General features: G+C 64.9%; 26 protein-coding genes and 2 tRNA genes. 16 read left to right on the forward strand and 12 right to left on the reverse strand.

The features are described 5' to 3' along the window. Positions 1 to 253: 253 nt before the first annotated feature. Entirely contained in the window at positions 254 to 424 is a 171-nt protein-coding gene (locus ACV22Z_RS07165) for a hypothetical protein (protein WP_448075615.1), read from the forward strand. Positions 425 to 437: 13 nt separating this feature from the next. Here ACV22Z_RS07165 and aat read toward each other — a convergent pair whose 3' ends face one another. From aat to ACV22Z_RS07180, 3 genes are all read right to left on the reverse strand, one after another. After that, the gene (gene aat, locus ACV22Z_RS07170) at positions 438 to 1,202 is read right to left on the reverse strand and encodes a leucyl/phenylalanyl-tRNA--protein transferase (RefSeq protein ID WP_448075616.1); all 765 of its coding nucleotides are present in this window, start codon (positions 1,200 to 1,202) and stop codon (positions 438 to 440) included. A 10-nt stretch (positions 1,203 to 1,212) separates the two neighbouring features. Next, entirely contained in the window at positions 1,213 to 1,758 is a 546-nt protein-coding gene (locus ACV22Z_RS07175) for an NUDIX hydrolase (protein ID WP_448075617.1), read from the reverse strand. Between the two features lie 172 nt (positions 1,759 to 1,930). After that, a tRNA-Met gene (locus ACV22Z_RS07180) sits at positions 1,931 to 2,007 on the reverse strand. A 199-nt stretch (positions 2,008 to 2,206) separates the two neighbouring features. On the opposite strand from ACV22Z_RS07180, the gene ACV22Z_RS07185 reads away from it, so the two are divergent. Genes ACV22Z_RS07185 through ACV22Z_RS07195 form a run of 3 tightly spaced genes read left to right on the forward strand, consistent with a single transcriptional unit; the run spans position 2,207 to position 4,220 of the window. Then, positions 2,207 to 2,704 carry a heme-degrading domain-containing protein gene (locus ACV22Z_RS07185; RefSeq protein WP_448075618.1) on the forward strand — a complete coding sequence of 166 codons (498 nt, stop codon included), beginning with the start codon at positions 2,207 to 2,209 and terminating at the stop codon, positions 2,702 to 2,704. A gap of 3 nt (positions 2,705 to 2,707) precedes the next feature. Beyond that, positions 2,708 to 3,046 (forward strand): DMT family transporter, encoded by a 339-nt coding sequence (locus tag ACV22Z_RS07190; protein ID WP_448075619.1) that lies wholly within the window; start codon positions 2,708 to 2,710, stop codon positions 3,044 to 3,046. Between the two features lie 31 nt (positions 3,047 to 3,077). Further along, positions 3,078 to 4,220, forward strand: a complete 1,143-nt coding sequence (locus tag ACV22Z_RS07195; protein ID WP_448075620.1) for an enoyl-CoA hydratase/isomerase family protein — start codon at positions 3,078 to 3,080, stop codon at positions 4,218 to 4,220. Between the two features lie 154 nt (positions 4,221 to 4,374). Here the strand turns inward: ACV22Z_RS07195 and ACV22Z_RS07200 are convergent, their stop codons facing one another. Next, positions 4,375 to 4,803 carry a hypothetical protein gene (locus tag ACV22Z_RS07200; protein ID WP_448075621.1) on the reverse strand — a complete coding sequence of 143 codons (429 nt, stop codon included), beginning with the start codon at positions 4,801 to 4,803 and terminating at the stop codon, positions 4,375 to 4,377. A gap of 358 nt (positions 4,804 to 5,161) precedes the next feature. Between ACV22Z_RS07200 and ssuD the strand changes: the two genes are divergently transcribed. The 8 genes from ssuD (at position 5,162) to ACV22Z_RS07240 (ending at position 10,307) form a co-directional block, all read left to right on the forward strand. Continuing rightward, complete coding sequence (gene ssuD / locus ACV22Z_RS07205; protein WP_448075622.1) at positions 5,162 to 6,319, forward strand: FMNH2-dependent alkanesulfonate monooxygenase; 1,158 nt, start codon at positions 5,162 to 5,164, stop codon at positions 6,317 to 6,319. A gap of 17 nt (positions 6,320 to 6,336) precedes the next feature. Continuing rightward, a complete protein-coding gene (ssuC, locus tag ACV22Z_RS07210) occupies positions 6,337 to 7,167 on the forward strand; it encodes an aliphatic sulfonate ABC transporter permease SsuC (protein ID WP_448075623.1) in 831 nt (276 codons plus the stop codon). Beyond that, a complete protein-coding gene (locus ACV22Z_RS07215; RefSeq protein ID WP_448075624.1) occupies positions 7,164 to 8,129 on the forward strand; it encodes an ATP-binding cassette domain-containing protein in 966 nt (321 codons plus the stop codon). The genes ssuC and ACV22Z_RS07215 overlap by 4 nt, the downstream gene beginning before the upstream one ends. Positions 8,130 to 8,197: 68 nt before the next feature. Beyond that, complete coding sequence (locus tag ACV22Z_RS07220) at positions 8,198 to 8,413, forward strand: TOBE domain-containing protein (protein ID WP_006400187.1); 216 nt, start codon at positions 8,198 to 8,200, stop codon at positions 8,411 to 8,413. A 141-nt stretch (positions 8,414 to 8,554) separates the two neighbouring features. After that, positions 8,555 to 8,752 carry a hypothetical protein gene (locus ACV22Z_RS07225; RefSeq protein WP_448075625.1) on the forward strand — a complete coding sequence of 66 codons (198 nt, stop codon included), beginning with the start codon at positions 8,555 to 8,557 and terminating at the stop codon, positions 8,750 to 8,752. A gap of 57 nt (positions 8,753 to 8,809) precedes the next feature. Next, positions 8,810 to 9,064, forward strand: a complete 255-nt coding sequence (locus tag ACV22Z_RS07230; RefSeq protein WP_448075626.1) for a hypothetical protein — start codon at positions 8,810 to 8,812, stop codon at positions 9,062 to 9,064. A gap of 71 nt (positions 9,065 to 9,135) precedes the next feature. Then, positions 9,136 to 10,155, forward strand: a complete 1,020-nt coding sequence (gene dusA / locus ACV22Z_RS07235) for a tRNA dihydrouridine(20/20a) synthase DusA (RefSeq protein ID WP_448075627.1) — start codon at positions 9,136 to 9,138, stop codon at positions 10,153 to 10,155. A 76-nt stretch (positions 10,156 to 10,231) separates the two neighbouring features. After that, positions 10,232 to 10,307 (forward strand) — tRNA-His (locus tag ACV22Z_RS07240). A 228-nt stretch (positions 10,308 to 10,535) separates the two neighbouring features. On the opposite strand, the gene ACV22Z_RS07245 is transcribed toward ACV22Z_RS07240, so the two are convergent. The 3 genes from ACV22Z_RS07245 to ACV22Z_RS07255 all read right to left on the reverse strand — a co-directional run bounded on the left by ACV22Z_RS07245 (position 10,536) and on the right by ACV22Z_RS07255 (position 11,619). Continuing rightward, positions 10,536 to 10,820, reverse strand: a complete 285-nt coding sequence (locus ACV22Z_RS07245; RefSeq protein WP_448075628.1) for a minor capsid protein — start codon at positions 10,818 to 10,820, stop codon at positions 10,536 to 10,538. A gap of 314 nt (positions 10,821 to 11,134) precedes the next feature. Next, complete coding sequence (locus ACV22Z_RS07250; RefSeq protein WP_448075629.1) at positions 11,135 to 11,302, reverse strand: hypothetical protein; 168 nt, start codon at positions 11,300 to 11,302, stop codon at positions 11,135 to 11,137. A gap of 146 nt (positions 11,303 to 11,448) precedes the next feature. After that, entirely contained in the window at positions 11,449 to 11,619 is a 171-nt protein-coding gene (locus ACV22Z_RS07255; protein WP_448075630.1) for a DUF4224 domain-containing protein, read from the reverse strand. 160 nt (positions 11,620 to 11,779) lie between these two features. Here ACV22Z_RS07255 and ACV22Z_RS07260 point away from each other — a divergent pair, with 160 nt between their 5' ends. After that, positions 11,780 to 11,998: a hypothetical protein gene (locus tag ACV22Z_RS07260; RefSeq protein ID WP_448075631.1), complete on the forward strand. Its 219-nt coding sequence runs from the start codon at positions 11,780 to 11,782 to the stop codon at positions 11,996 to 11,998. 253 nt (positions 11,999 to 12,251) lie between these two features. Here ACV22Z_RS07260 and ACV22Z_RS07265 read toward each other — a convergent pair whose 3' ends face one another. The 3 genes from ACV22Z_RS07265 to ACV22Z_RS07275 all read right to left on the reverse strand — a co-directional run bounded on the left by ACV22Z_RS07265 (position 12,252) and on the right by ACV22Z_RS07275 (position 13,426). Next, positions 12,252 to 12,746, reverse strand: a complete 495-nt coding sequence (locus tag ACV22Z_RS07265) for a DUF1643 domain-containing protein (RefSeq protein WP_448075632.1) — start codon at positions 12,744 to 12,746, stop codon at positions 12,252 to 12,254. Next, positions 12,743 to 12,982, reverse strand: coding sequence for a hypothetical protein (locus ACV22Z_RS07270; RefSeq protein ID WP_448075633.1), 240 nt, complete (start codon positions 12,980 to 12,982; stop codon positions 12,743 to 12,745). Before ACV22Z_RS07270 ends, ACV22Z_RS07265 begins: the two co-directional genes overlap by 4 nt. A 108-nt stretch (positions 12,983 to 13,090) precedes the next feature. Continuing rightward, entirely contained in the window at positions 13,091 to 13,426 is a 336-nt protein-coding gene (locus ACV22Z_RS07275; protein ID WP_448075634.1) for a hypothetical protein, read from the reverse strand. A gap of 327 nt (positions 13,427 to 13,753) precedes the next feature. On the opposite strand from ACV22Z_RS07275, the gene ACV22Z_RS07280 reads away from it, so the two are divergent. The 3 genes from ACV22Z_RS07280 (at position 13,754) to ACV22Z_RS07290 (ending at position 14,906) form a co-directional block, all read left to right on the forward strand. Beyond that, complete coding sequence (locus ACV22Z_RS07280; protein WP_448075635.1) at positions 13,754 to 14,173, forward strand: hypothetical protein; 420 nt, start codon at positions 13,754 to 13,756, stop codon at positions 14,171 to 14,173. 124 nt (positions 14,174 to 14,297) lie between these two features. Continuing rightward, positions 14,298 to 14,447 carry a hypothetical protein gene (locus ACV22Z_RS07285; RefSeq protein ID WP_448075636.1) on the forward strand — a complete coding sequence of 50 codons (150 nt, stop codon included), beginning with the start codon at positions 14,298 to 14,300 and terminating at the stop codon, positions 14,445 to 14,447. A gap of 45 nt (positions 14,448 to 14,492) precedes the next feature. Continuing rightward, positions 14,493 to 14,906 (forward strand): hypothetical protein, encoded by a 414-nt coding sequence (locus ACV22Z_RS07290; protein WP_448075637.1) that lies wholly within the window; start codon positions 14,493 to 14,495, stop codon positions 14,904 to 14,906. Positions 14,907 to 15,421: 515 nt separating this feature from the next. On the opposite strand, the gene ACV22Z_RS07295 is transcribed toward ACV22Z_RS07290, so the two are convergent. Next, positions 15,422 to 16,597 (reverse strand): acyltransferase family protein, encoded by a 1,176-nt coding sequence (locus tag ACV22Z_RS07295; RefSeq protein WP_448075638.1) that lies wholly within the window; start codon positions 16,595 to 16,597, stop codon positions 15,422 to 15,424. A 35-nt stretch (positions 16,598 to 16,632) separates the two neighbouring features. Beyond that, positions 16,633 to 17,091, reverse strand: coding sequence for a hypothetical protein (locus ACV22Z_RS07300; RefSeq protein ID WP_448075639.1), 459 nt, complete (start codon positions 17,089 to 17,091; stop codon positions 16,633 to 16,635). Positions 17,092 to 17,259 lie beyond the last annotated feature (168 nt).

A 17,259-nucleotide genomic window follows, 5' to 3' on the forward strand; every position in this document is an offset into this window, starting at 1 on the left:
ACGCCTTTCTGTCGGACGGTGACGGGTTGGGACGAGGGTATTGCACGCCTTTTGGCTTCGACGATCGGGTTCTGGCGTGTCGACAACGATTTTTGCGTTAGACGCACTCCATCGTCGCACCAAAAGGGCTCGATCAAGCGCTTGTCGTGCTATGCTGTATATTCATACAGTATTTCGCCGCAGCCATGCCGAACGGATTCCGCCGAATCGACAACACCCGCCGAGTTCGTGACCTGACAAGCGGCGGGCTGACGTGAAAACCGCCAGCACCACGGTTTCGCTGATCGGCGGCATCGCCGTCCTGCTGATGCTGCTGCACACGTTCGGATTCATCGACTTCAAGGTGTGCGTGGCGTGGCCGGGCGAGTGCCGCGTCGAGGTCATCCACAACAGCAAGTCCACGACTGCCGCGGGAAATGGATGAATGGCGTGCCGCGCTAACGCACGTTTCCGGCCGGGCCCGCCGGTTCGCTGCGGTTCGCCAGCGCGGCGAGCACGTGCTTGTCGAATCGCCACGGAATGGGCGGTTCGCTCACCGCGCGGCGCACGTGAGCGACGAAGGCCTTGCGTGCGATCTCGCGGCCGCCGAGCGACGCCAGATGCGACGTGTTCTGCTGGCAATCGATCATCTCCAGGCCGCAGTCGCGAAGGTGGGCGACGAGCGCGGCCAGCGCGATTTTCGACGCGTCGGTCTCGTCCGCATACATCGATTCGCCGAAGAACATTCGCCCGAGCGCGACGCCGTAGAGTCCGCCGATGCGCCGTCCGTCGCGCCAGGTCTCGATGCTGTGCGCGTTGCCCGCGCGGTAGAGCGTCGTGTATGCGTCGATGATCTCCGCGGTGATCCACGTGCCGCGCTGCCCGCGGCGCGGCGCCAGGGCGCACGCGCGCATCACGCCCGCGAAGTCGTGGTCGACGCGCACTTCCCACGCCGGTTCGCGCAGCACGCGCCGCAGCGTCTTCTTCAGCGACGGCGACACCTTGAATTCGGCCGGCACGAGAATCATTCGCGGGTCGGGGCTCCACCACAGCACGGGCTGGCCGTCCGAATACCACGGGAAGATGCCGCGCCGATACGCGTCGATGAGGCGCGACGGCAGCAGGTCGGCGCTGGCGGCAAGCAGGCCCGGTGCGCCGGTCGCCGCGCCGAGCGCGCGTTCGACGGGCGGAAACGGATCGTCCGGGCCGAGCCAGGGGACCATGGGCCGCGGCTCAGCCGTTGCGCAGCGAGCGGAAGATGTCGCCGGTATGCACGCCGTAGTCGCCGGCGGCACGATCGGCAAAGAAGAATCTCAGGGTCTGGCTGACGGTCGGGAACGCGATCTCGTCCCACGGGATGTCGGCCTCGTCGAACAGCTTCACCTCGAGGCTTTCCTCGCCGGCCTCGTAGGCAGGGTCGACGAGCCGTGCCAGGTAGAACAGATGCACCTGGTGCACGTGCGGCACGTTGAGCAGCGTGAACAGGCTTTGTACCTCGACGCGCGCGCCGGCTTCCTCGAGCGTCTCGCGCGCGGCGGCCTCGGCCGTCGTCTCACCCATCTCCATGAAGCCCGCCGGCAGGGTCCAGAAACCGTAGCGCGGCTCGATCGCGCGGCGGCACAGCAGCACCTGCTCGCCCCACACGGGGACCGTGCCGACGACGTTGCGCGGGTTCTGGTAATGGATCGTGCCGCAGTGATCGCAGACGAAGCGTTCGCGGTTGTCGCCCGGAGGGATGCGCGCGATGACTTCGTGACCGCAGACGGAGCAGAATTTCATGTCGAATGGAAGGGACGAGGTGATGCGAGTGTATCACCCGGGAGGAGCATTCTTGAATGGTGGCGTCGCACGCGTACCGGCGCAGGCGTGACGGCCCGGAAGGGCGGCAGCGGCGCGTGAAAAACAAAAAGCCCGGCACTTTGGCCGGGCTTTCTGCGTGAATCGGGACGCTTGGTTGCGGGGGTAGGATTTGAACCTACGACCTTCGGGTTATGAGCCCGACGAGCTGCCAGACTGCTCCACCCCGCGTCCGTCGAAGAAATGAATTATAAGGGGATACCCGAGCACGCGCAAGCCCTTTTTGACAATCGGCTTGCGGGGCCGGTACGGCAGCCCGTGCGCTAGAATCGAGCGGTTTGTTTCGTCACTCATGCGGCACGGCTGCGCGCGATCGCGGCGGCATCGGCTGCATCTACCGCAGCATCTACCTTTTCGCTCTGACGGATTCATGGATATCGCTCTCGATCTGCAATCGATCGGCGCGCAGGAACAGGCGCTCGTCTTTCCCCAATTCGATGCTGCTCGCGCGTGGACGCTCGGCAGCCGGTTGCACGCGCTCGCCGCTTCGCGCGGCCATGCGGTCGCGATCGACATCGGCACGTTCGGCCAGACGCTGTTCTTTGCCGCGCTGAACGGCGCGACACCCGACAACGCGGACTGGGTGCGCCGCAAGCGCAACGTCGTCGCGCATTTCCGCCGCAGCTCGTATGCGATCGGGCTGCGGATGCAGCAGGCCGGCACGACGCTCGCGGACAAGCACGGGCTGCCGTCGGCCGAATACGCGCCGCATGGCGGCGCGTTTCCGCTGACGGTCGCGGGCGCCGGCGTGATCGGCACGGTGACGGTGTCGGGGCTGCCGCAACGTGCCGATCACGAGTTCGTCGTCGAGGTGCTGTGCGCGGAGCTCGGCGTTGACTACGCGGCGCTCGCGCTCGCAAGGAGCTGAGCGATGCAGATCCCGGGTTATGCATGGCTGGCGATCGCGATCGTCGCGGAGGTGGTCGGCACGTCCGCGCTGCGCGCAGCGGAGGGCTTCACGCGCCTGTGGCCGTCGCTGCTCGTCGTCGCGGGCTACGCCACCGCGTTTTATTGCCTGTCGCTGACGCTGAAGACGATGCCGGTCGGCATCATCTATGCGGTGTGGTCGGGCGCGGGCATCGTGCTGATCACGCTCGTCGCGATGCTGCTGTACCGTCAGGTGCCGGACGTGCCGGCGGTGATCGGCCTGTCGCTGATCGTCGCGGGCGTCGTCGTGCTGAACCTGTTCTCGAAGATGCAGGCGCACTGAGCGTGCGTCCGCAACCCGCCGGATGTCATCCATGACCGATTCCACTCCCGTCGATTCCACCCAGCCCGACGTGCGCGCCTACGTGGCGAACCGCATCGGCTTTCTCGAACTGAACCGGCCGAAGGCGCTCAACGCGCTGTCGGTCGGGATGATCCGCACGATGCACGCGGCGCTCGACGCATGGCGCGACGATCCCGAGGTCGTTGCGGTCGTCGTGTACAGCCCGCACGCGCGCGCGTTCTGCGCGGGCGGCGACGTGCGCTTCTTCCACGACGCGTGGCAGCGCGGCGACCGCGACGCGATCGATGCGTTCTTCATCGAGGAATACTCGCTGAACCATGCGATCTTCACCTATCCGAAGCCGTACATCGCGCTGATGCACGGCGTCGTGATGGGCGGGGGCATGGGCATCTCGCAGGCGGCGCGGCATACGGGCGGGCTGCGGGTCGTCACCGATTCGACGAAGATGGCGATGCCGGAGACGCGCATCGGCCTCTTTCCCGACGTCGGGATGAGCTGGTTCCTCGCGCGCACGCCCGGCGCGATCGGCCGCTATCTCGCGGTGACCGGCGCGACGGTCGATGCGGCGGGGGCGCTCTATGCGCAACTTGCCGATGTCTACCTGCCCGATGCCGCGTTGCCGGCAATGCTCGACGCGCTACGCCACGAGCGCTTCGACAGCGGTGCGCAGGCGGTCGAGTGCGTCGCCGCGGCGGCCGCCGCGCACAAGGTCATGCCGACACCCGATACGTCGGCGCTCGCCGACGCGCGCGCCGGCATCGACCGCCATTTCGCGCAGCCCGATGTCGTCGCGATTCTCGCGTCGCTCGATGCGGAACAGGATTGCGCAGCCGTCGACACATGGGTCGAGAAGGCCACGCATGCGATGCGCAGCCAGTTGTCGCCGCTGTCGATGGCCGTGTCGCTCGAACTGATCGAGCGCGCGCGCGGCGCGACGATGGCCGACTGCCTGCGGCGCGATCTCGACCTGACGCGTTCGACGTTTGCGCGTGGCGATGTGATCGAAGGCGTGCGCGCGCTGATCGTCGACAAGGACCAACAACCGGTCTGGCGCTTCAGGTCGATTGCGGACGTCAGTCGCGCGGACGTGCTGGCGATGTTCGACAGCCCGTGGACGCCGGATACGCATCCGCTGCGGAATCTGAAGGACTGACGCGCCGGGGCGGGCGGCGACGGTTGCCGCCGACTTCCGGCCTTGCGAAGCGGTGAAGCAAAACGGCACGGCCGCCTGCATCTGCAGGCGGCCGTGCCGTTTGCGGATGTCGATCCGCCGAGCGCGACGCGGGTGTTCGCGTCCGGCGCGCCCGTCAGTCTTCGCCCGCGTCGTCGGACATGAACGCGCGCATGAACACGAGCGAGCCCCAGCCCCACATCGCGTTCGCCGCGAAGCCGACCGCGAGCACCGGCAGCATGTTGCCGGACGGCCAGATGCCGCGCAGCGGATCGATCGCGAATACGCGCGCAGCCGTCAGGACGATCCCGCCGAACACCAGCGCGCCGATCCACGGCGCTTCGCGTTCCGGCGACACGCGCAGCAGCCACGCCATCGGGATCGCGCAGCACGCGCTGACCAGCGCGTTCGCGACAAATTCAGGAATGCCGAGCGGCGCGAACGGCGTGGTCGAGAAACCGGCCGTCGCGATCAGGTCGGCGGTATGCAGCAGCGCGAGCGTTGCTTCGCGGAAGAAGAGGGCGGCCAGGAAGCCGGACAGGAACGGCAGGATGACTTTCTGCATCGATGAGTGCACCGCAAGCGCGCATGGCCGGGGCCGTCCGCGCGGAATTGTTCGGAATGGTGCGTCATTATAGGGGTGCTTGCCCCGACGCTCGATCCGATATTCGCTGCAGCGTCGCGCTAATCACGAAAGCGGAAAACCTAAGCTCAAAAAAATCGTTCCAAAGCCCACCCCCGATCCCTAGACTGATTTCCCAGAAACAGCCGCGCCATTGCGCCATCGTGTATTCGCCCGCCGCGCGGCTGACCGGCAAGGCACCCCGATTCGAACCCGCACCATGCATGCGCCGCCCGTCCGCGACGCGAGCAGGGCCGCGTTTTATCTCAATTCTGGCAAGGACAGTCCGCAGGAGCAGCAGATGAATGTGTTCTGGTTTATCCCCACGCACGGCGACAGCCGCTATCTTGGTACCGCAGAAGGCGCGCGCGCCGCGGATTACGACTACTTCAAGCAGGTCGCGGTCGCGGCCGACACGCTCGGCTACGAGGGCGTGCTGCTGCCGACCGGGCGTTCCTGCGAGGATGCGTGGGTGGTCGCGTCGAGCCTGATTCCGGCGACGCAGCGTCTGAAGTTCCTGGTCGCGGTGCGGCCCGGCATCGCATCGCCGGGGCTCGCGGCGCGCATGGCCGCGACGTTCGACCGGCTGTCCGGCGGGCGCCTGCTGATCAACGTCGTGACGGGCGGCGACGCCGCCGAACTCGAAGGCGACGGCCTGTTCGCCGATCACGATACGCGCTACGCGATCACCGACGACTTCCTTCATATCTGGCGCGGGCTGCTGTCCGCGTCGCACGACAATGGCGGCTTCGACTATATCGGCAAGCACCTGCAGTCGAAGGGCGGCAAGGCGCTCTATCCGCCGGTGCAGCGCCCGCATCCGCCGCTGTGGTTCGGCGGCTCGTCGCCGGCCGCGCATGCGATTGCCGCCGATCACATCGACACCTATCTGACCTGGGGCGAGCCGCCCGAGGCCGTCGCGAAGAAGATCGCCGACGTGCGTGCACGCGCGGCGGAACGCGGCCGCGAGATCAAGTTCGGCATCCGCCTGCACGTGATCGTGCGCGAGACCGAAGACGAGGCGTGGCGCGATGCGGAGCGCCTGATCAGCCGGCTCGACGACGAGACGATCGCACGCGCGCAGCAGGCATTCTCGAACATGGATTCGGAAGGCCAGCGCCGCATGGCTGCGCTGCACGGCGGCAAGCGAGGCGGCCGCGAGGCGCTCGAGGTGTATCCGAACCTGTGGGCCGGCGTCGGTCTCGTGCGCGGCGGCGCGGGCACGGCGCTCGTCGGCAATCCGGAGCAGGTCGCGGCGCGGATGCGCGAATACGCGGAGCTCGGCATCGAGACATTCATCCTGTCGGGCTATCCGCACCTCGAGGAGTCGTACCGCTTCGCCGAACTCGTGTTCCCGTTGATCAAGGGGCAGGGTGCCGCGAAGGCGACCGGTCCGCTGTCCGGCCCGTTCGGCGAGATCGTCGGCAACAGCTACCTGCCGAAGGCGAGCCAGAGCTGAGCGACAGGAGGCCTGCGATGACAACGAAACCGTCTGCGTCAACAACGAACCCGTCTGCGACGGGCGGCGTGGCTGCCCGCGTGTGGCGCGGCGCGGCGCCGTGGCTCGTGCCGCTCGCGCTGCTGATCGTCTGGGAAGCCGGCGCGCGCCTCGGCTGGCTGTCGACCCGCGTGCTGCCGGAGCCGGTTGCCGTCGTGCGCGCTGCGTGGTCGCTCGTCGTGTCCGGCGAGATGTGGGCGAACGTGAAGGTCAGCACCTGGCGCGCGCTGCTCGGCTTTGCGCTCGGCGGCGGCGTCGGCCTCGCGCTCGGGCTGGCGACTGGCCTGTCGAAAGCCGCCGAGGTCGCGCTCGATTCGACGATCCAGATGATCCGCAACATTCCCGCGCTCGCGATGATTCCGCTCGTGATCCTGTGGTTCGGCATCGACGAGCAGGCGAAGCTGTTCCTCGTCGCGCTCGGCGTGTTCTTCCCCGTCTACATCAACACGTATCACGGGATCCGCTCGGTCGACGCGAACCTGATCGAGATGGCGAAGAGCTACGGCGTGCGCGGCTTCGCGCTCTATCGCGACGTGATCCTGCCCGGTGCGCTGCCGTCGATCCTTGTCGGCGTGCGGTTCGCGCTCGGGCTGATGTGGGTGATGCTGATCGTCGCGGAGACGATCTCCGCGCAGTCGGGCATCGGCTACATGACGATGAACGCGCGCGAATTCCTGCAGACCGACGTGGTGGTGGTCGGCATCCTGCTGTACGCGGTGCTCGGCAAGCTGGCCGACGTGCTTGCCAAATGGCTCGAGCGCGTGACGCTGCGCTGGCACCCCGCCTATCAATCAGGAGCACAGGCATGAATGCGACGATTTCGGCGGCCGGCTACGGGCCGCTCGCCGCCGCGGACCTCGAGGCGGAATTCACGCAGGCGCGCATCGCGGACTGCGACGCTCGCGACGCCGCGATCCTCGATCGCGACAGCGGTGCGGCGGTCGTGCCGCTCGCTCGGCGCCGCGTGGGCAGCCCCACGCTGGACGACGCGGTCACGCTGAGCGGCGTCAGCAAGCGTTTCGGTGCGCGCACCGTGCTCGACAACGTCGACCTCGGCATCGCGCGCGGCAGCTTCGTCGCGATCGTCGGCCGCAGCGGCTGCGGCAAGTCGACGCTGCTGCGGCTCGTCGCCGGCCTCGAGCAGCCGAGCACCGGCTCGCTCGTCGCGCGCGGCGCGGGCGGCGACACGCTCGACACCCGGATCATGTACCAGGACGCGCGCCTGCTGCCGTGGAAAACCGTGCTGCAGAACGTGATGCTCGGCCTCGGGCGCAGCGCGCGCGACGATGCGCGTGCGGTGCTCGACGAAGTGGGCCTGCTCGAACGGGCCGACGACTGGCCCGCGCAGTTGTCGGGCGGCCAGCGCCAGCGGGTCGCGCTCGCGCGGGCACTTGTACATCGTCCGCAACTGCTGCTGCTCGACGAGCCGCTCGGCGCGCTCGACGCGCTGACGCGGATCGAGATGCACGCGCTGATCGAGCGGCTGTGGCGCGAGCATCGGTTCACGGCGCTGCTCGTCACGCACGACGTGCAGGAAGCCGTCGCGCTCGGCGACCGGATCCTGCTGATCGAGCAGGGGCGCGTGGCACTCGACCAGCCGGTACCGCTCGACCGGCCGCGGGCGCGCGCGTCAGCCGCGTTTGCGGCGCTCGAGGATCGCGTGCTGCAACGTGTGCTCGCGGGTGGCCCGGGTGCGGTGGCGCGTGCTGCGCATGACGCCGGCGCGGCGGACGATGCGCGGCCGGCCAGGCGGATCCGCTGGGCCGTTTGAGACCGGTTGACCCCCGGGGCGGCTTGGGCCGCCCGTTTTGAGACCTTTTGTTCGGAGCGATCAACCCGATGAGCATTACTGCAATCAATGTGCGAAACCAGTTCAAAGGCAAGGTGAAGGAGATCATCCGTGGGCCGGTGGTGTCCGAGGTCGATGTGGAGACGCCATTCGGCATCGTCACTTCGGTGATCACGACGCGCTCGGTCGACGAACTCGAACTGAAGGTCGGTGCCGAAGTCGTCGCGCTCGTGAAATCGACCGAGGTGTCGATTGCGCGGCTCTGAGCGCGGCTGACCTGGCCGGGATGCCGTTGTCGGGCCGCGGCCCGGGACGGCGCCCGGCGCCGCTGCGATGCGTGCATGCATCGGTGTTCGCCGCCCGGACGAAGTGCTAGGATGGAGCGACACCGATGCCGGAGGTAGCGCATGACCCCCATCCTTTCTCCCGAAGCCATCGAAGCGCTGAAATGGATCGACCAGTTCGGCGACAGCCGGCCGGTGCCGGCGGCGTTCGGCGACATCGTCTACGTGTTGCTGAACGAAGGGCTGATCTATCAGACGGCCGGCGACCGGGTCGATCTCACCGCCGATGGCAAGGCCATCTTGTCAGATGAATATGACTGAGCGCCTCGCGCCGGGCTGCCGGCGTGCGCGGGGCGCCGTGTCCCGACGGAGCGCGCGATGGAACTGAAGGGCAGAGACCTCGGCGACTACAGCGAGCCGTACCGCGGCTTCGAGATCGAAGTGAAGACCGAGCAGGTCTGGGACGGCGAGCATGTGCACTACCGTGTGCTGCAAGGCGATGCGGTGCGGATCGACTGGCGGCTCGTGAAGGTCGACGGGCTGTTGTTGACCGAGCGGCGCGTGCTCGAACGGGTGCTCGATACCGCGCGGCGCGCGGTCGACGCGGAACTGGCCGGCAACGCGGAAGCGTAGCGCCGGGTGGGTAGGGCGCCCGTTGCGGTAGAATGGCGGGTTGTTTCCGCGCCGTTCGCTGCCCGAATTCCATGTCCGCTTCGTCTTCGCTTCCTCCACGCCGCGTGTCCGTGGCGCCCATGCTCGATTGGACTGACCGTCACTGCCGGTCCTTCCACCGCACGCTCACGCGCAATACATGGCTCTACACGGAGATGATCACGACCGGCGCGCTGCTGTTCGGCGACGCGCAGCGGCATCTTGCGTTCACGCCGAGCGAATCGCCGGTTGCATTGCAACTCGGCGGCAGCGAGCCGGACGATCTCGCGCGCGCCGCGAAGCTCGGCGAGCAGTGGGGCTACGATGAAATCAACCTGAACTGCGGTTGCCCGTCGGAGCGGGTGCAGCGCGGCGCGTTCGGCGCGTGCCTGATGAACGAGCCGCAACTGGTTGCCGATTGCGTGAAGGCGATGCGCGACGCGGTGTCGGTGCCGGTGACGGTCAAGCACCGGATCGGTGTCGACGCGGTCGAGGACTACGCGTTCGTTCGGGACTTTGTCGGCACGGTGGCCGACGCGGGCTGCGAGGTGTTCGTCGTGCACGCGCGCAACGCGATCCTGAAAGGGTTGTCTCCGAAGGAGAATCGCGAGATCCCTCCGCTCAAGTACGACTATGCGTATCGGCTGAAGCGCGATTTTCCGGCGCTGGAGATCGTCATCAACGGTGGCATCAAGACGCTCGACGAGGTCGCACAGCATCTCGAGCACGTGGACGGCGTGATGCTCGGCCGCGAGGCGTATCACAATCCGTATCTGCTTGCGGGCGTCGACGCGCGGTTCTATGGCGCGAACGATGCGGCGCCGACGCGTGAGGAAGCGGAAGCGCGGCTGATCGAATACTGCGCGGCGGAACTCAAGCGCGGCACCTACCTGGGCGCGGTCGTGCGTCATGCGCTCGGGCTGTATCGCGGCGTGGCGGGTGCGCGCGGCTGGCGACGCGTGCTGTCCGACAGCAAGAAGCTCGCGCGCGGCGATCTGGCCGTGTTCGACGAGGCGCGCGCACATCTTTTCGCTGTCGACGAAATTTTTGAAAAAAACGCTTGGCAAGATTAAAGAGACCCCATATAATCTCATTTCTCTGCTGCTGAACACGAAACAACGCGGCGGTGGAGAAGAAGCAGTATCAGTGGTGGCTGTAGCTCAGTTGGTAGAGTCCAGGATTGTGATTCCTGTTGTCGTGGGTTCGAGTCCCATCAGCCACCCCAAAAAATTCAAGCACTTGCAGCGCATGAGCGCTGATGTGTTGCAAATTTTGGAAGATGTGATTCCAAAATTTGGAGGATTGAGCAGAAGGCCCGCCATTGAGCGGGCCTTTTTGCGTCGTAGATCCGACATCCGGGGAATGTCAGAAGTCGGGCGTCGTGCGCGTTTGGTACGGCTTCGCGGACGATTTCACACACGAACAGTCCGAAATTTTCGCGCACGATTTGTCTTTACCGAGGCGCGCCTGTTTCGTCCATAAATTCATGCCCGGACGAAACGAGCAACCCGAGCCGATCTAGATCGCTCTGGCGCCGCAATCGAAAGTGGCATCGGCAGCCAGGATGAATCGGCGGTAGCAACCGCCAAATTGGATCTGAGATATGGAATACTCGCCCGTCTCGCTTCCGACATACATCACAGGCGCGATTGTCGCCTACGCAGATCCACTGTAAGTAGCTCCATTCATCAGCAACCGAAAGCGCATTCGCATACAGATGCTCGCTGTAGCGATTCATCTGTGCGTCTAGTTTGTTCTGGGTCTCTCTATTCACGGCAATACCCCCGGATTCGCGGACACAGGATGCTGCCACACGGATCGGTGCATATTCGCGGAGGTCTTGACACGATGGCGGATTGATACAAGCATCAACGCCGCGTTCGTCCGCACATCCCCTTCTTACTGCGGCCAGTCGATATCGGCCAAGGTCGCTTCGTCCGTGGCCTCCGCGTGCGGTGTATGAACTTGCTCGCTACAGTACCGCTGACGGTTACGTCTATGTGCCCGAGGCCGACGAATACGTATCTGTCGAGGGTCTAGGGTAGATTGTGACTAGAGGGTCGCCCGTACTTTCCGCGCGCGACGTCGATCGTACGTCTTTCGCACCATGCGCTCATCTGTATCGCCGGTCGCATCGATGATGCGATCGTCGCCTTCCTCCTGCCGATCGGTCACGGCGGCCGGTCGCATGTCGCGCAGCGCAAACCGTTCGAACGGCACGCCGCGCGCCTTCGCCTGCTTTTCGCAATAGCCCAGGCGGAACGCCCAGCGCCCGTTCGGCAGCTTGTATCCGAAGCTGACCTGGTGCGCCCCGCAGTTGGCATAGAGCCGGAACGGAAATCCGTCCGGGCGTTTTCGTCATCCGATCATGCTGCGAGTGCGTCGAAATTCGGTTCTTCTTCGTCAGCAGCGATGCTCGCCGGCGCGAGCGGTGCGGCGCCGTTCATGCGGGCATGGTGATACTCGCGCGTCACGAGCGGCACGCCGGCGATGTTGACGGCATACGGCCAGCGATTGCGCTCGAGCCACCGTTTCATTCAGGCAAAGCTGGGGGGCTTGCCTCCGATTAGTACGGCGAGCTCGTCGACGGTCAGGTAGCTACTCGTCTCAACCCCCAATTTGTCCGGGTCACTTCCAATATGCGTTGTGCTGCTTCGGTCATGCTAGGATTTACGCTATTGCCTCGAGGAGACCGTTATGCAATTCGAGTACAAGGGGTTTCACATCGATGCGACGCCTCTTGACGAGGGCGGCCATTTTTACGGACGGGCAAAGATCTATCGCCCTGCGGCGTCAGGAGCCACTGCAGTCGAGGTAAAGTACTCAGGCGATCTAGGGGACTTTCCTTCTGAGGAAGCGGCATTTGATTCCGCAAAGCGCTGGGCAATCCAGTGGTGTGACGAGCAGGGAACCTAGTTCGTCTCTTGCCTTTGAGCTCCGTCAGTTTCGTCTCGATTACCGTCAATTCGCGTCCCCAGAGGTACTCTTGTTTGCGACCGTACGGGCACGACGCAAGCGGGACCAGGTCGCAGCTCAGCTGCAAGCCGCTCAAGCTCGACATAGTCGATCTCACGCTTCCCAGGCAATTTGAAGACGCTCCGGGCCTGCGTCTTGCGGCCGTCGAGGATGGCGCGCACCATCGGGCCGCTGAAAAGGATCGGGCGCTCTTTCACGGGCGGCTCCATTCGATGAGAGGGGTGGCGTAGGCCGGCATCAGCGGATGCTTCGGATCTCCGCTCGCTGTCAGGCCGAAATGCTTCACGGGCTTCCCGCTCGTCTGCAACATGGCGAGCAACGTATCGAAGTCGTTGCGCATATGTCGAGGGGCTTTCGACCGATTACCCCAGCACGGTACGAGCACATCTGCATCGGCGATGATCTCGTTGATGTGGTCGAGATTCGCCCGCCATTGATCCGGCGTTATCAGGACGTCGGCCAGTTCCTTGACGTCCGTCGCGCGGTAGGCCGACACGTTGCCGACGATGAACCGCCGTCCGCCGTTGACCTTCGTGAAGCCGATCCATTTGCGCACCGTCGCATCGTCAACCGTGGCATCGGCCGTCGACGGGTTCATGCCGAAATAGGCGAACGTCAGGCCGTCAATTCCAACCTCGCGTTCAAGGCGATAGCGGAATCGCCCGCATGGGCTGATGATTGTGCTCACAGCGCCACCTCTACGTAATCCATTTTGACAGTCACGTCGGTCGTGTGGTGGTACTGATGGACCACCCTTACGCCGTGCCCGATGTCGGTCGCATGCCCGTCGGCGTTCGCTCTGTTCATGCGCGCGTTGTGATGGCACATCGCGAGCTCGTCGAGAATCAGGAGCACGAGCCCGGGATTGCGCTGCAGCATGTGCAGGTAGTCGTGGTTGATCTCGTTGAGGGGCCGCGTGCTCATCGGCTTGCGCCTACGTTTGCGGGCTGTTCACGTGGTCCCCAGTCCGAATCGGCGCAGCTCTTCATGCCGACCACGAACGCAGCGATGAGGAGCACGTAAAGGAAGAGGTCACGCATCGCAGTCTCCTGCGCGGGCGGCGTCGATGGCCTTGTCCCATTCATCGCCGGTATCACTAAGCCAGTAGCCGCCGGGCAGCTCGTGTCCTTCCCAAATGTTGTCTCGCGCGTAGCGATACCGAGCTGCGCAGACCTTGTCGTCATCCGTCACCTCGGCGCGCGGCTCCGGCTGGCCCACTGCCCGAGCGTCGACCATATTGCGAACATCTGCAAATTGGTTGGATGCCAGAGCGTCGGCCCGCGCGGGCGGGGCAGATTCGAGCGCTGCCTTTGCGTCAGCCAGCACGTCGCGTACGGTCCACTCCTTGCGTCCAGTGAGGCTCGCCATCTTCGTCTACCGTCGAACGCATCGCCTGTTTGGGTGCGCGCCTGGGATCGGGGGAGCGCGGAGGCAGCCGGCAAGCACTGGATGCGGGCGCTCGGGCGCACGGCGCGGCACGTGCGCGCAGAGGTGTAGCGCAGCGGAACGCGAGCGGCGATACGCAGACTTGCGCGCAGCCGACATGAAGGTGCACGAGCTCGAACGGCAACTTGGTGCCATCGTTACGCCTGACGCGACTCAGCACGCCCTCAAGAACATGGCCGACCATCTCAACCGCTGGTGGGATCTCGAAGGCTTCGGTCATATCTCGGAGATTTCGTTTGGCCAGTACGTGTGCAAGGTCGATTTTTCGTGCCACCTTTTGGCGGCTTTCGAATTCTCGACTCGGATACTCCCGTTTCGGACAAGGGCCGCAAGGCGGACTGGTACGACAGCCTTCGTGAACGCGGATTCGCTTTGGCGAAAGAAGACCGTGACTGGACCCTCGTCGATAGTGATGCGAACAGACGCATCCTGATCGACCTGTTCACGGCTCGCCTGCCGTCGTCGAAGGTGGCCAAGTTCGAGAACTTTAGCCGCCGCAAGGCGCAAGACTTCTCGCTGCGCAGCGTCGAGGTCTACATCTACAAGATCGCCGAAAATCGTCGCGCTCCCGATCCCGACCGCCTGAGGGCAATACAGGCAAAAAAATCCCGGCACATGCCGGGATCAAGTTCCGCCGACGGGGCGTCGACGGAAGGCCACGGTGCGTGAGGCACCCAAACGCGAGATCACTCCGCCGAATGCTAACAGATTGAAAGCTTGTTGGGGAACGGTCCGACCCGACATTCAACTGTACGAATCGGACATTGAGGACCACGCCATAGAGGAACCAGACATGACCACCCAGAATGAAAATAGCCCGCTCACGCAGAACGCCAGCGGGCAAGAAAATGAATCAGCTTCCGAGGCACTGCGGCTGTCCGGAGAGAATAACGGCATCGCGTCGGTGAACTTAGCGCTGAAAAGAGCCGCGCAGATGCGTTGACGGAAGACCAGATCGACGCCCTGAAGCGTGCCGCGCGAGGCCGAATTGTGCAACTACGACGGCGAGGCCCTCGGCGTGCAGTTCTTCGGCATCGGCGATGCGGTCGGAGCTGCCGAGGCGTATTTCCGCGCCGCGAAGCCCTCCATCGTGATGGCGCTGATTGACCGGCTGGAACGCGCGGAGTCCGCCTTCGCCGCATCCCTTGTCGAGCAGCCCGCAGCAGCGCCGGAAGCGGCCCCGATCTATCAAGCGAAAGTGCTCGTCGACCCGAAATGGACGGAAGTCAGCAAACAAGAATTCGACCGGGCAGCCCAATTTCCGAACAGCATTGACCGGAGGATCGTCTACGCCGCCACGCAGCCACCCGCGCAGGCCAGCTGGCGCGAACTTTGTCGCCGCCTGTACGTCGAGCTGTTCCACTGCGATCAGCAGATCCGGAACGCCTGCCGGCGTTCGTGATCGGATAAACCTCCCATGTTGGCTTTGGCGCCATATCGCATCCTCAAATCAGAAAATGAGCGGGCGCCATACTGGCCGCCCACCAAAGCTCGCCGCGCTATCCGAGGGCCGAAATGCTTGCGCGACGCCTGAAGGAGTGGTTAAGCCGCGAGACCGTCGTAGTTCCTATACGCGAAATCCGGTTCTCCGGGGTAGCGACTGGTGCCTTCCTCCCGGTGCCAACAGAACAGGGGGCCGCGCCGATGCGGGAACCAATAGCCAGAGCAGTCGCAACGGGTCTTCGCTGTGTCGCGTCGGTTCATCCAACGATCCGCGCGCCAGTTGCGGCGCCCACATACCGAGCAGGACGGAATCCGGTAGTACTGGTCGAGTGGACGTTTGAGGCAGCAGCGTGTATTGCAGTGGCAGCATCGGACGTGGCAGCGAGCCATGGCCGCCGCTACGCGGCAGCGGCTGTATGACGACGGGTATCAGGTGACGGCAGCAGCGCTCGCCGCGCGCTAAGAGCGCACGTCTCAGTCGGCCACGGCGTGTGGCACGCGTCGCCGAAGGCGGTCGGCCCAACCGTAGAAGCGCGCCCGCCACGGCACCTCGACGTATTTGTGGAGCATGTGCGCGGCGATGTAGGATGAGGCGAGGAAGATCGCGGCGAACAGAATCGCCGTCCCGATCCCCGTCACATGCTGCCGCATGCCGTGCAGGAGCGACCTGAACATGTCGTGCGCGAGATAGACCGCATACGACATCGCGCCCAGCCACCGGAAGCCGCTCCGCGAGAAGAGGCGCGCGACCGGCCCGTTGTCCGAAGACAGAGCCGCGACCAGCACGGCGAACGCGAGCGGCGAAAGGAGCGCGAGCGCGTTCAGCACGCCGCTCGCCCAGATCAGTATGACAACGAGGGCGAGCGCCAGCATCTGCGTGAGCGGGCGCGTGAACGCGACCACGGCCGGCCGGTCGCGGAAGGCGGCGATCAGCGTGCCGATGAAGAATCCGGCGATGCACCGCGCCAAGCCATAGTCGTATGTCATCGACAGGCATTCGCCGCGGGTCAGGCATCCCGCCGGCACGAGCGATGCCCAGACCGCGACGGCATAGCCGCAGATCGACAGCGTGAGGAAGGTCGCAGTTCGTGCGTGTCCGCGCACCGTGAGGCACAGCGCGCCGAACAGCATGTACACGCAGAATTCGCAGCTCGTCGACCATGTGACCGGCAGCCCGACGTAGTGGTCGAACAGCGGCAGTCCCTGTGTCATCGTCGCAATCGCGAGCGCTTCGCCGGGCGTCGGCACGACGTAAGGCCACGCGGGCGCCGCGATTACGTGCGCCGCCACGATGAGGACGTTTAACAGGGCGTAGTAGAACGCGGTCGCGACGAGCTGAGCGGGGAACAGGCGCCCGAATCGGCGCAGCATGAAATTGCACCATTGCGAACCGTCCGAGATGCGGTCGCCGTACGCCTGGCAGATCACGAACCCCGACAGCACGAAGAAGAGGTCGACGGAGAGATAGCCGGCCGGCGCCAGATTCAGTCCCGGCAGTTCGCCGCCCATGTGGTAGATGACGACGAGCAGCGCCGCGGCTCCCCGCACCCCTTCGAGGCTGACATTCGTCTTTTTCATTCCCCGTCCCCGCGCTTCGTTGTTTTTCGGCAGCGTGGCCTGATTTATATTGGATAAACGGGGCGTTCTCAATCTCCCATAGGGAAAGCCCTTTACCGTGCCGAGCGCTACAGCATGCCGGCCCGCGTCATCTCCGCCCTGAGAAGGTGGTACAGCCTGAGCAGACGACCGTTCGCGTCTCCGAGATCCCCTTTGTCCTGGGTGCAGCGTTCGGTGACGTCGTACCGGTCCCGGATCTTCTGGAGCGACTTCCGCAGCGTCACGATCTCCAGAATCAGGCGCTCCACATCAGGCTCGCCACGGTACTTGCGCCAGAGTGCGCGCAGTTCGTCATCGGTCGGCACGTCGAAGTCGGGCATCTTCGGGATGCGCTTTCCCGGTGGTGTTCGGAGCGGCACCAGGTCGCGGTCGACCTTCGTTTCCTCGAGCGCGCGCGCGTTCGAGTCCGGGAGGAACTGGCCGGTGCAGCTGAAGAACTCGTCGGCCGTGACAGGCAAGAAAGTGCGCCGGCGCTCCCCCGATTCGAGGTCCGTGTACTCCCAGATGTAAGCCCAGCGCGGTTTCATGATGCGGAAATAATACTGTATGGATGTACAGTATAACGCCAACCTGGAATCGACAGTTGCATGAGTGCTGCGCATGCCATACCGGCCTATGCGCGATGGGTCCCCGATGCAATCCTGAGCGCGTGGTAGACAGTCATCCTGACGGATAAGAGGGGACCATCAGATCGA

Source organism: Burkholderia sp. PU8-34, assembly GCF_053427725.1.

Excerpts from the sequence above, each read along its gene's own strand:
- aat (WP_448075616.1), bottom strand. The coding sequence starts at position 1,202 with ATGGTCCCCTGGCTCGGCCCGGACGATCCGTTTCCGCCCGTCGAACGC.
- ACV22Z_RS07175 (WP_448075617.1), bottom strand. The coding sequence starts at position 1,758 with ATGAAATTCTGCTCCGTCTGCGGTCACGAAGTCATCGCGCGCATCCCT.
- ACV22Z_RS07185 (WP_448075618.1), top strand. The coding sequence starts at position 2,207 with ATGGATATCGCTCTCGATCTGCAATCGATCGGCGCGCAGGAACAGGCG.
- ACV22Z_RS07190 (WP_448075619.1), top strand. The coding sequence starts at position 2,708 with ATGCAGATCCCGGGTTATGCATGGCTGGCGATCGCGATCGTCGCGGAG.
- ACV22Z_RS07195 (WP_448075620.1), top strand. The coding sequence starts at position 3,078 with ATGACCGATTCCACTCCCGTCGATTCCACCCAGCCCGACGTGCGCGCC.
- ACV22Z_RS07200 (WP_448075621.1), bottom strand. The coding sequence starts at position 4,803 with ATGCAGAAAGTCATCCTGCCGTTCCTGTCCGGCTTCCTGGCCGCCCTC.
- ssuD (WP_448075622.1), top strand. The coding sequence starts at position 5,162 with ATGAATGTGTTCTGGTTTATCCCCACGCACGGCGACAGCCGCTATCTT.
- ssuC (WP_448075623.1), top strand. The coding sequence starts at position 6,337 with ATGACAACGAAACCGTCTGCGTCAACAACGAACCCGTCTGCGACGGGC.
- ACV22Z_RS07215 (WP_448075624.1), top strand. The coding sequence starts at position 7,164 with ATGAATGCGACGATTTCGGCGGCCGGCTACGGGCCGCTCGCCGCCGCG.
- ACV22Z_RS07220 (WP_006400187.1), top strand. The coding sequence starts at position 8,198 with ATGAGCATTACTGCAATCAATGTGCGAAACCAGTTCAAAGGCAAGGTG.
- ACV22Z_RS07225 (WP_448075625.1), top strand. The coding sequence starts at position 8,555 with ATGACCCCCATCCTTTCTCCCGAAGCCATCGAAGCGCTGAAATGGATC.
- ACV22Z_RS07230 (WP_448075626.1), top strand. The coding sequence starts at position 8,810 with ATGGAACTGAAGGGCAGAGACCTCGGCGACTACAGCGAGCCGTACCGC.
- dusA (WP_448075627.1), top strand. The coding sequence starts at position 9,136 with ATGTCCGCTTCGTCTTCGCTTCCTCCACGCCGCGTGTCCGTGGCGCCC.
- ACV22Z_RS07245 (WP_448075628.1), bottom strand. The coding sequence starts at position 10,820 with ATGAATCGCTACAGCGAGCATCTGTATGCGAATGCGCTTTCGGTTGCT.
- ACV22Z_RS07255 (WP_448075630.1), bottom strand. The coding sequence starts at position 11,619 with ATGAAACGGTGGCTCGAGCGCAATCGCTGGCCGTATGCCGTCAACATC.
- ACV22Z_RS07260 (WP_448075631.1), top strand. The coding sequence starts at position 11,780 with ATGCAATTCGAGTACAAGGGGTTTCACATCGATGCGACGCCTCTTGAC.
- ACV22Z_RS07270 (WP_448075633.1), bottom strand. The coding sequence starts at position 12,982 with ATGAGCACGCGGCCCCTCAACGAGATCAACCACGACTACCTGCACATG.
- ACV22Z_RS07275 (WP_448075634.1), bottom strand. The coding sequence starts at position 13,426 with ATGGCGAGCCTCACTGGACGCAAGGAGTGGACCGTACGCGACGTGCTG.
- ACV22Z_RS07285 (WP_448075636.1), top strand. The coding sequence starts at position 14,298 with ATGACCACCCAGAATGAAAATAGCCCGCTCACGCAGAACGCCAGCGGG.
- ACV22Z_RS07300 (WP_448075639.1), bottom strand. The coding sequence starts at position 17,091 with ATGAAACCGCGCTGGGCTTACATCTGGGAGTACACGGACCTCGAATCG.